We start from the raw sequence: 9,943 nt of genomic DNA, 5'->3' as shown, positions 1-9,943 counted from the left end.
AAATAGCAATTAATTCGGGATTTTTACCTACTAAAACTTGCTGACAACAGTACATTTGAAACGAGGGTTGGATGGCTTACCCCTGAGTAATAATAGCATAGGACCACTTTAGTTGTCTAGTATAAACGACTCGGTTGTTTTCATCCCCGGTTCAAACACGGGGGCCTTCAATGTGGCTTTTTGGTCAAATAAAATACATCTCCTTAAAATCCGACTCCTCGCCTTTCATCCATCGCTTAAAAGACGATGGCTTTCATGCTCCCGTGTTATTTAGGTAAGCTAAAAAGACGTTGTATATTTAGCCGTCAAAACCCTTGAATAAGTAATATAATTCAGTTTTGAGCTAATTGACAATTTGATATATAGCGTAAACAATTTACTACCTTCTACTTAAATGATTGCAGAAATTATATGTGTTGGAACAGAACTACTATTAGGAGATATCCTGAATAGTAATGCTCAATTTTTAGCCCAAGAACTAGCAAGATTAGGAATAGCTCATTACTATCAAACCGTAGTAGGAGATAATCCAGAAAGAATTAAACAAGTATTAGCGATCGCTACCCAACGCTCCCAAATATTAATTTTCACAGGAGGTTTAGGCCCGACTCCAGACGATCTAACTATGGCCACCATAGCCGACTATTTTAATACTCAACTGATAGAAAGACCCGAAATAATAGAAGATATTATCAGAAAATTTGCCCATCGGGGTCGCACCATGACTGCCAGTAACCGGAAACAAGCTTTAATTCCCCAAGGTGCAAGTATTTTACCTAATCCTATTGGTAGTGCCCCGGGAATTATTTGGCAACCAATGCCGAATGTCACAATAATGACTTTTCCCGGAGTTCCCACCGAAATGAAATTAATGTGGCAAGAAACTGCTGTACCTTATATGCAAAATCAGGGTTGGTGTGGTGAAACTATCTATAGTAGGACATTAAAATTTTGGGGTATTGCAGAGTCAGCTTTGGCAGAAAAAGTAGCCCCATTATTGGAAATGAAAAATCCTACTGTTGCTCCCTATGCTAATCATGGAGAGGTAAAATTACGAATTTCTGCTCGTGCTGAATCTCAAGAATTAGCAGATGAATTAATTTTGCCTGTAGAACAAAAAATACGAGATATTGCAGGAATTGACTGTTATGGCATTAATGACGACTCTATAGCTTCAGTAGTAGGAAAATTATTGTTAGATGCAGGGGAAACTTTAGCTGTGGCCGAATCTTGTACTGGTGGAGGTTTAGGTAGTATGTTGACTTCTACTCCAGGTAGTTCGCAATATTTTCATGGTGGAGTTATCGCTTATGAAAATATTGTAAAAATTTCTTTGTTAGATGTTAGTCAGAAAGATTTAGTTACAGAAGGTGCTGTGAGTCATGCAGTGGCAAAACAAATGGCAAGTGGGGTGGTGAAAAAGTTAGGAAATAACTGGGGAATTAGTATTACAGGTATTGCCGGACCTGGAGGTGGAACAGAATCTAAGCCAGTGGGTTTAGTTTATATTGGTATAGCAAAAATAAATGGTGAGGTAGAAAGTTTTGAATACCGCTTTGGTGCTTTACGCAGTAGAGATTGGATAAGAAGAGTGAGTGCCTGTACAGCTCTCGATTTGTTGAGAAGAAAATTATATTTATCTATATAGAAGACCACAATAATCAAGAACTTGACTATAATAAGAAAATAATAAATAAAATTGTGGATATTTGTCCATTTTTTTTTAGACAACTTAACTTATCATAGCTAAATGGGCATCTAACCCTAAAGCAAAGATAGTGTTAATATAAGAGTAAAGATAAACAAACCAAAAGCCACCATGACTATTTATTGCCTTGTGGCTAGGTTGTTAAAATCTTTCAAAACTTTTGTATGAAAAGGGAAGCGGCAGAACCCGCCCCGCTTACCCCTCACTATAAAAGGTGAGAGTATTCAGCGGGAATAAAATATTGATGGATTTCATAGACAAAGTAATAGAAAAATTAAAGGAATGGACTCGCAAGCTGGTTGATTCTTTATTAGGTCCAGAACCAGAACCAGAACCAGAACTCATTCCGATTCCAGTCAACGACCGCTCTCGTCGCTGATAATTCTACCATTCAACGTTTAAGTTATTTGTTTAGCATTTTAGTTTTACATGGGCCAAACTTGAATCTCCTGGGTCTGCGAGAACCAGGAATATACGGCTCTGAAACTTTAGATAATATAAATAGACTGTTAGAGCAAGAGGCGGAAGTCCTTGGAGTAAAAATTTCTGTATTACAGTCTAATCACGAAGGTGTCTTGGTGGACGCAATTCACTCGGCAAGTGAGCAACACCAAGGCATAGTTATTAATGCCGGGGCGTATACTCATACAAGTATTGCCATTAGGGATGCTATTTCTGGGGTGAATATTCCCACAGTAGAAGTACATCTCAGTAATATTTATCGTCGAGAAGAATTTCGACATCATTCTTTTATAGCACCAGTAGCTGTAGGTCAGATTAGTGGCTTTGGTTCAGAAAGCTATATTTTAGGGCTAAAAGCAATGGTTAATTATCTTCAAAAAAGTACCCGTTAAATAATTTCCCAAATCTAAATATGATATGGCTGGAAATTTTATAGTCGAAAAAAATATATTAATTAAATTATTCAATTATAGTTAATAAATAGCGTAAGTTTGAATGAATTATTAAGACAATAACTGTAAGCATTCAGCCGTCAGCTATTGCTTTTAGCTTTAGATAAAAGTTTTACTAATTGAGTTATAACTTATACTTACTATAAAAGCTGGCTGAAACAGTTTATATTGATTAAAACCCTCTCATAAGAGCTGACAGCTAATAGCTGTTTGCGCAGCATTCGGCAGGAAATGCTTACCAATAACTATGCAACTCAAGTTGATAGAATACTATTATTAATAGTATTGGTATAATGCTAACTATAAGAATTAAATTATTTATATGCAGAAAATTTATTTATTTTGAGAGTAAGTAGTAATATAAATTATGTACAGATAGTCAAAAAAATTAAATATAGCGACTCTAAAATAGGCTTTGAAAAAAAGTTAGTCTGAGAAAGTATATCTAAAACTTAGCCTAAGTTTATTCTATCTATACTCTACTGTTTATATCAAATCCGGTTATCATGCACCACGTTTTTCGCCCTTCCTTTCTAACCCTTCAGCATAAGTGCTTCCTGCCTTCTACCTTACCTTTTTAATAAACCTCCTGTTTCATTAATTGATAATTGATAATTACCTCTGGTTTTAACCATTACGGAATTTAATATAAGGAAAGGGGAGGCTTTAAACCAGAATTATTAATTATTAATTATTCGGTAAACCGGATTTGTTATTATTACCTATTTAAGGATGTCATTTCAGTTATCAGTTATCAGTTATCAGTTAACAGTTAACAGTTAACAGTTAACAGTACCTCTGGCTAAACCCAGAGGCTTGACATAAGGAATATTCTCTTTTTTTATCCCCTTAAAAGGGGAGGCTTGAGACCTTTTTTTTTGGTCAAAAGAAAGATAAATTAATAAATGAATAAATAATGCAGTATTCTCTATTAATAAAATTCCAAGGTGCTTTATTAGGAGCAGTTTTAGGAAATAATTTAGGTTATTACTTTGAGTATAAACAAATAGAGAAAGAACGAAAAAATTATAAAATATCAATAAATAAACATAAATTTTACCCGTTAGATTTAGAGAAACAAAAATTGCAAAAATGGGTAGAAATTACAGTTAATTGTGCAAATAGCTTAATTATAAATCAGGAATTTAATCAAGAAGATTGGCAGAAAGTTTATGGGCAATGGCAAGATAACTGGGCTAATAAAAAAGACCAAAGCAGCAAAACAAGTCAGGTAAAATATCCTCAAAAAAAAGCAGAAAAATTTGCAGAGATAATTGATAATAAATTGCCCGGTATTCACTACATGGATAAAGATGATGTATTTTATCCTACAGCTAGTAATGTAGCGATCGCCAGCCTGCCAGTAACTTTGCTATATCACGAAGATGAATTTAAACTGGAACAAAAATTAGAGCAATGGGGAAAAGTTTGGCAAAATTACTCAGATATCAATCCAAGTAACTTAACAATTGGATATGTTATAGCCCAAGCTTTGACAGAACAACTATATCCCCAAACTATAATACCCAAAATTATCGACTATATTGGAGAAAAAGAACCATTAGTAGGGCAACTAAGACAAGTAGAACAATTGATCGATCAGGGAGCAAATTTAAACACCGCAATAACTCAATTATCAAAAAATGTTAAATCTTTTTCAAGGCAGCAAATATTTTCTGAACAACAAGAAAACTCAATCTCTTATACTTTTTTCATACCTATCTGTTTAGCCTTATACTGCTTCCTCAGTACCCCAGAAGACCTGAATTTAGCAATATTACGGGCGGCAAGAACAAAATGGGCAACTCAAATCTGTACTATAGTAGGTACTTTATCGGGCGCTTATAACAGTACTGCTGGAATTCCTGTAGAATGGCGACAAAAAATGGGAGGAGAACCTTTGGGAATAAATGAAGCAGAAATTATGAATGTGGCCAAAAAACTTTGGGCCGTTTGGTGTGGAGTTTATGACCAAAACAATATGACACAAAATATAGTGCCAGCAGTTGCTGCCAGCAATGTAATTCGTCCTCGCCCACGCAAAGCTAGTGGATATTGAAAACTCTATGATGTGTAGACATCAATAAATATGCATCTGACACGTTTAATTGGGAAATTATTGAAGCCCCAGAAAAAACAACAATTATCGAGTTGGTCAGCTCTGGCAACTTCACCAATTTTAGTGGTGCTGGCAATAGCATCTCTAACCGCTACTATAGGTCAACGTTACTACAGTCAGCCCAAGTTAGATGAGGGAACTGTTGCTCCTCAGACTATCCTGGCTCCGGAAGGTGCTATAGTTCCGGACAATAAAGTTACTGAAGAGCAGCGCAAATCAGCTAGACTTGGTGATATCACAGTTTTGATGATTAATGAGTCAGTTAATCAAAAAGTTAACAAAGAGTTAGCTGAAATACTGGCACTGGGTAATCAAATTAGACAGATAGTTGTTAACTTCCCATTTGTGAATACAGGTATTTTATCAACAAATACTCAGCTACACCTGCGACAAATTTCCCAAGAAAAATGGGTTGCTATTCAACAAATAGTAGAGGAAGAGTTAAGAGAAAGACCTCCTGGGCCTCAACCAGGGATAACTACTGATTCTATATTAACTAAAGACTTAATAGACTCAATAGAATTTGTCAGTAACAATAACAATTTGATAGACAATAATCAATTATTAAGTAAGCCATTAATCTTAGTAAACTATCAAGAAAATAGTCAAAATTCTATAGTTATTAGTAGTAAAGACCGACAAGCAATTTCAGAATTATTAGCTTACCGCAAAAAAAGTTTTTTTCAAAACTATGACAGAGTTTTAGAAGAGGTATCACAAGCTCGTGATGTTTACGAAGAGGCAATAGAAGCTCTGGCTCAACAGCAAGAAATCGAAGGTTATGAGGTATACGATTCTACTTTACTAGAACTGTCTGACACTGACTGGCAAAAAACTCAAATAGGTATTAAAACTGTAAAAGAGCGAATGCTGGCTCAAGGAATATCGCCAAATTTACCTAAGGAGGAATGGGTTAAAGCACTAAAGGTACAAGTAAATGGTGTAGTCCCTGTAGTGGCGGAAGATTTAGCAATCAATGTTTTGAAGGTAGCTTTGGAGGCTAATTTATCTCTAGATCCAGAAGGCACTAAGCAATCAGTGGAACTGGCAGCACAAGATATTGAAACAGTAACATACAAAGTCAAAAAGAATGAAGTCATTGTTAAGCAGGGGAAAAATATTAACCGTAAGGCATTTGTGTTACTAGATCATTTTGGCTTAAGTCGCCGTACAGTTAATTGGCGTGGTTTGGTGGTTTTTGTAGGTATTGTTAGTGGAGCTGTAGGTATAGTAGTTATAGTAGAAAGGCAACTTAAACCTTGCTTCAGGCGCAGAGATAATATACTTCTGTTGCTTTTGAGTTTGAGCGCACCATTGCTGATAACCCTGAGAATACCATGGAGTAGTTTGCCAGCAATTGGATTGTTGGTAGGAACTTTCTATGGTTCAACTATGGGAGTAACAGTGGTGGGATTAATCTCTGTGGTACTGCCTATTGGGATGGATGTTGATAAAATAGATTGGTTTGCTAGTGCTGCTGGTGGTATTGTTGGCAGTCTAATAGCTGAAAAAATGCGATCGCGTGAAGAACAAGCATTGTTAGGTGTAGGAATAGGATTAACTCAAGGTACTGTTTATTTGTTGACAAATTTGATTGTTCGTGCCACACCAGGATTACTATGGTATGCGATCGTAGGCCCGGTAGGTTTGCAAGCAGTCGCAGGTTTGGTTTGGAGTATTGTTGCTTTGGGTTTGAGTCCATATTTGGAGCATTTGTTTGATTTGATTACTCCGATTCGTTTGTCTGAATTGGCTAATCCTAACCGGCCTCTGTTGAAGCGTTTGGCATCGGAAGCACCTGGTACTTTTCAGCATACTCTGTTTGTGGCAAGTTTGGCAGAAGCGGCAGCACGAGCAATTGGTTGTAATGTGGAATTGGTGAGAACGGGTACTTTGTATCACGATATTGGTAAAATGCACGATCCATTAGGATTTATTGAAAATCAAATGGGTGGGCCTAATAAACATGATGAAATTAAAGATCCGTGGGTGAGTGTGGAAATTATCAGAAAGCACGTTACTGAAGGATTGGTAATGGCTCGTAGACACCGATTACCAAAGGCTATTACGGCGTTTATTCCCGAACATCAGGGTACAATGTTAATTGCTTATTTTTATTATCAAGCTAAACAAAGAGCTGAGAAGGGAGGAAAGGTAGTTAAGGAAGAGATGTTTCGCTATGCAGGACCAATTCCACAATCGCGAGAAACGGGTATTGTGATGTTAGCAGATTCTTGTGAAGCAGCTTTGCGATCGCTTAAAGATGCGACTCATAAGGATGCTTTACAGATGGTGAAGAAAATTATGCGGGCACGGTGGCAGGATAATCAGTTGGTTGATTCTGGTTTGACGAGGGCAGAAATGTCAACTATTGCTGAAATTTTTGTACAGGTTTGGGAACAGTATAATCATAAACGTATTGCTTATCCGAAAGCGGCAATGAATCCAAATCAAGTAAAAACTGTAAAATCAGTTGTTAGTTCTAATTGAAGGAAGAAGGAAGAAGAAGGAAGAAGGAAGAAGTGCGATTCGTTTGGCTAAACAAGCTTCTATGTAAGTTAGCCAGTCTCAAAAAAAAGGGATAACTCTAGTAGTCATGCAGGTTGAATTCCTGCCCTCTGGGATGTAGAGTGACTTCAGTTGTTCAGGATTCCAAGGTAACAACTTGGTCTGGAGGTGCATGGACTTAAAGCCTTAAAACTAGAAGGTTTTGTCTGGTTATCGTGGCCAAGGGAGTTGCATGGATGTTAACGCACAGTCAATAAGCGTATAACCGCTCGTCATCTTCGAGCTTGTGAAATTAAGCCTGATACACCAAGCCCAAAACGGGAAACCTCACATAACTGGTAACGTAGTTCTTCGGCGTTACCACATCTAGTTGGAGGTCGGACGACACTAGGAGCCTAAATGTAACGAGAAATGATACACGGGAGCCGAAGTAACCCCCTTAAGACTCTCAGACCTTGACCTCTGAGTAGGAAAAGTTGGTAGTCCTGCATGGTAATGGTAGAAGATATATATTTTTTAATTTCTCCCACACTCCCAATCCCCCAATCTCCCCATCTCCCAATCTCCCCATCTCCCAATCTCTCAATCTCCCAATCTCCCCATCTCCCAATCTCCCCATCTCCCCATCCCCCCATCTCCCCATCCCCCCACACTCTCTCTACCATTACTATGCACCACCACCGAAAAGTTTACATGATGTCTTTTAGGGATAAGGAAACTCCTGCGAAGCAAGCCTGGAGTAATTTTTAGGATGTGCAGACGTGGGGAGGCATTGCTCTTAGCCGTGAAACCGAAATTGTATTAAGCCAAAACGCACGCTGCTGGGGTAAGTAGGCTCAACTCGAGAGTAGGAGACTCATGCCCGTGAAAAATCTCCAGGTATCTAAGCCAAAGAGTAGCGAAAACCGAGGCGCTCCAAGGGTTGACAAACCTTGAAATATAGGTGCGAGAATAGGTGTAACCAACCTTATAGACTACTGCAATGTTAGGAGCCGTATGAGGTGGAAACTCTCATGTACGGTTTTGGAGTAGAGGTGAGGGATAGCGATATCCCCATCGACTACATCGATGTTTAGCTATCTAGGGCGTGTCATCAATTAAATCTGAAAGTGCTATGTAGCAAGAGTTTTGAACTTTTGGCTTGGAAAGACTCCAGACGCTAAAAACCTTGATTCACAAAGCTTATAGTTCTAATTAATGACAGACCCTAGGAGGGAAGGAAGAAGGAAGAAGACTTTTATAGTCAAATTCTCAGGAAAATATTCAGCATCAATACTCAATTATGACCACTACTATAGTCATTCTGAATAAGACTGGAACACTTTTTCAGCTGAAACTCTTTCAAGGCAAGAAACCCTTGTCTCAATCTTAACTGGAATGACTATATTTTCTCCTGAATTCTAAATTCTAAATTCTAAATTTCGATCAATCTCCTTGAGGATATTCTTCCCACAAATTAGTTGTCTGACGCAGACTGGAATGTTCTCCATTACCCATAATGATATGATCGAGTAGGGGAATAGCTAAAAATTGCGCTCCTGCTAAAAGTTGCCTGGTTAAGTTGATGTCTTCGGGACTTGGTTCCACATTTCCAGAAGGATGATTGTGAGAAATAATAACTCTGGTTGCACCATGGCGAATCACTTCTCGAAAAATTTCACGGGGATGAGCTAATGTTTCTGTTGCGGTACCGATGGTAATTACTTGAGTTCCGAGTAAGCGGTTATTTACATCTAAGAGTAAAACGGCAAATTTTTCTTGGGTTTGCCACATTAAATCTTGACTTAAAGCATCAGCAGCAGCTTGGGGACTGTCAACAACTGCTAATTCTGGAGGGCGGGATTGAAATACTCTTTTTCCTAATTCAATAGCAGCCAAAATAGTTGTTGCTTTTGCTGTACCAATACCATGAATTTGAGTTAATTCTTGAACTGTAATATTACGGAGAATTGAGAGGGGGTCTCGCTGATGTTGACTTAATTGATTTAATATGTATTGTCCGAGACCTACAGCAGAAAGTTTCCCTTTTCCCTGACCTGTACCTAAGAGAATAGCAATTAATTCTGCGGTGGAAAGACTTTTCGGACCAGAGGCAATTAATCTTTCTCGTGGTCGTTCATTGCTAGGTAAGTCTGCAATTCTGAGACTGTAGGTCATTTCAGTTATCAGTTATCAGTTATCAGTTATTAGTTAGCCTCTTGATAGAGGAGCTACCCTTAGAAAGATGAGCTACGCTATTAGTATATCCCGCAATAGGGAGGTTTTGAAGATACAAATTTTTCTTTTTTATCCTCTTCAAAGGGAAGTCTTAAGACCTGACTTTTTTGTTAAAAAATTAAGGTCAATAATTTCTAAACATAATATAAGTTATATCATGTTCGGTTAAATACTTAATAAATAACTTAGCTAGGAGTCAGAATTTCCGTTTGTCACCGCGAAGCAAACAGAATTTCCTACGGAATGCTCCGCAAACAGGAGGGAAGAAAGGAGAAAAGTCAAGATAATTTCAGTATTTATTCGGTTGTAAGTAAGTATGTTTTAGGACATAATACTTTTGTGCTAGAAATGTCAATCTAAAAATATTTTTTTTACCTATTTAAGCTGACCGTATTTTATTGAGCAGGGGAGTAGGGAGTAAGGGAGTGGAGAAGTAAAAAATAAGAAGAATTAACATTAAACTGAGCTGCTAATTAA

At 37.6% G+C, this 9,943-nt stretch carries 7 protein-coding genes; 5 read left to right on the top strand and 2 right to left on the bottom strand.

Going from position 1 to position 9,943, the window contains the following annotated elements:
- The first annotated feature begins 394 nt into the window (after positions 1 to 394).
- The 5 genes from F6K54_RS32320 (at position 395) to F6K54_RS32300 (ending at position 7,231) form a co-directional block, all read left to right on the top strand.
- Positions 395 to 1,648 (top strand): competence/damage-inducible protein A, encoded by a 1,254-nt coding sequence (locus F6K54_RS32320; RefSeq protein WP_293087171.1) that lies wholly within the window; start codon positions 395 to 397, stop codon positions 1,646 to 1,648.
- Between the two features lie 304 nt (positions 1,649 to 1,952).
- The gene (locus F6K54_RS32315) at positions 1,953 to 2,087 is read left to right on the top strand and encodes a hypothetical protein (protein ID WP_255502456.1); all 135 of its coding nucleotides are present in this window, start codon (positions 1,953 to 1,955) and stop codon (positions 2,085 to 2,087) included.
- A 28-nt stretch (positions 2,088 to 2,115) separates the two neighbouring features.
- Positions 2,116 to 2,562, top strand: coding sequence for a type II 3-dehydroquinate dehydratase (gene aroQ / locus F6K54_RS32310; RefSeq protein ID WP_293087164.1), 447 nt, complete (start codon positions 2,116 to 2,118; stop codon positions 2,560 to 2,562).
- Between the two features lie 976 nt (positions 2,563 to 3,538).
- Complete coding sequence (locus F6K54_RS32305) at positions 3,539 to 4,681, top strand: ADP-ribosylglycohydrolase family protein (RefSeq protein ID WP_293087162.1); 1,143 nt, start codon at positions 3,539 to 3,541, stop codon at positions 4,679 to 4,681.
- A gap of 30 nt (positions 4,682 to 4,711) precedes the next feature.
- On the top strand, positions 4,712 to 7,231 hold the full coding sequence (locus tag F6K54_RS32300; RefSeq protein ID WP_293087159.1) for an HD family phosphohydrolase: 2,520 nt from the start codon (positions 4,712 to 4,714) through the stop codon (positions 7,229 to 7,231).
- A gap of 413 nt (positions 7,232 to 7,644) precedes the next feature.
- Here F6K54_RS32300 and F6K54_RS32295 read toward each other — a convergent pair whose 3' ends face one another.
- Both F6K54_RS32295 and radC read right to left on the bottom strand, forming a co-directional pair.
- Positions 7,645 to 7,914, bottom strand: a complete 270-nt coding sequence (locus F6K54_RS32295) for a hypothetical protein (protein ID WP_293087157.1) — start codon at positions 7,912 to 7,914, stop codon at positions 7,645 to 7,647.
- Between the two features lie 760 nt (positions 7,915 to 8,674).
- Complete coding sequence (gene radC / locus F6K54_RS32290) at positions 8,675 to 9,406, bottom strand: DNA repair protein RadC (protein ID WP_293087154.1); 732 nt, start codon at positions 9,404 to 9,406, stop codon at positions 8,675 to 8,677.
- Between the last annotated feature and the right edge of the window lie 537 nt (positions 9,407 to 9,943).

Origin of the sequence: Okeania sp. SIO3B5 (genome assembly GCF_010692555.1) — a bacterium.
Taxonomy (GTDB): Bacteria; Cyanobacteriota; Cyanobacteriia; order Cyanobacteriales; family Microcoleaceae; genus Okeania.
Note: the sequence above shows the minus strand (reverse complement) of the source record. Positions and strands in the feature narration are given on the sequence as shown.

Coding starts and splice junctions, on each gene's coding strand:
- F6K54_RS32320 (WP_293087171.1), top strand. CDS start 395: ATGATTGCAGAAATTATATGTGTTGGAACAGAACTACTATTAGGAGAT.
- F6K54_RS32315 (WP_255502456.1), top strand. CDS start 1,953: ATGGATTTCATAGACAAAGTAATAGAAAAATTAAAGGAATGGACTCGC.
- F6K54_RS32305 (WP_293087162.1), top strand. CDS start 3,539: ATGCAGTATTCTCTATTAATAAAATTCCAAGGTGCTTTATTAGGAGCA.
- F6K54_RS32300 (WP_293087159.1), top strand. CDS start 4,712: ATGCATCTGACACGTTTAATTGGGAAATTATTGAAGCCCCAGAAAAAA.
- F6K54_RS32295 (WP_293087157.1), bottom strand. CDS start 7,914: ATGGTAGAGAGAGTGTGGGGGGATGGGGAGATGGGGGGATGGGGAGAT.
- radC (WP_293087154.1), bottom strand. CDS start 9,406: ATGACCTACAGTCTCAGAATTGCAGACTTACCTAGCAATGAACGACCA.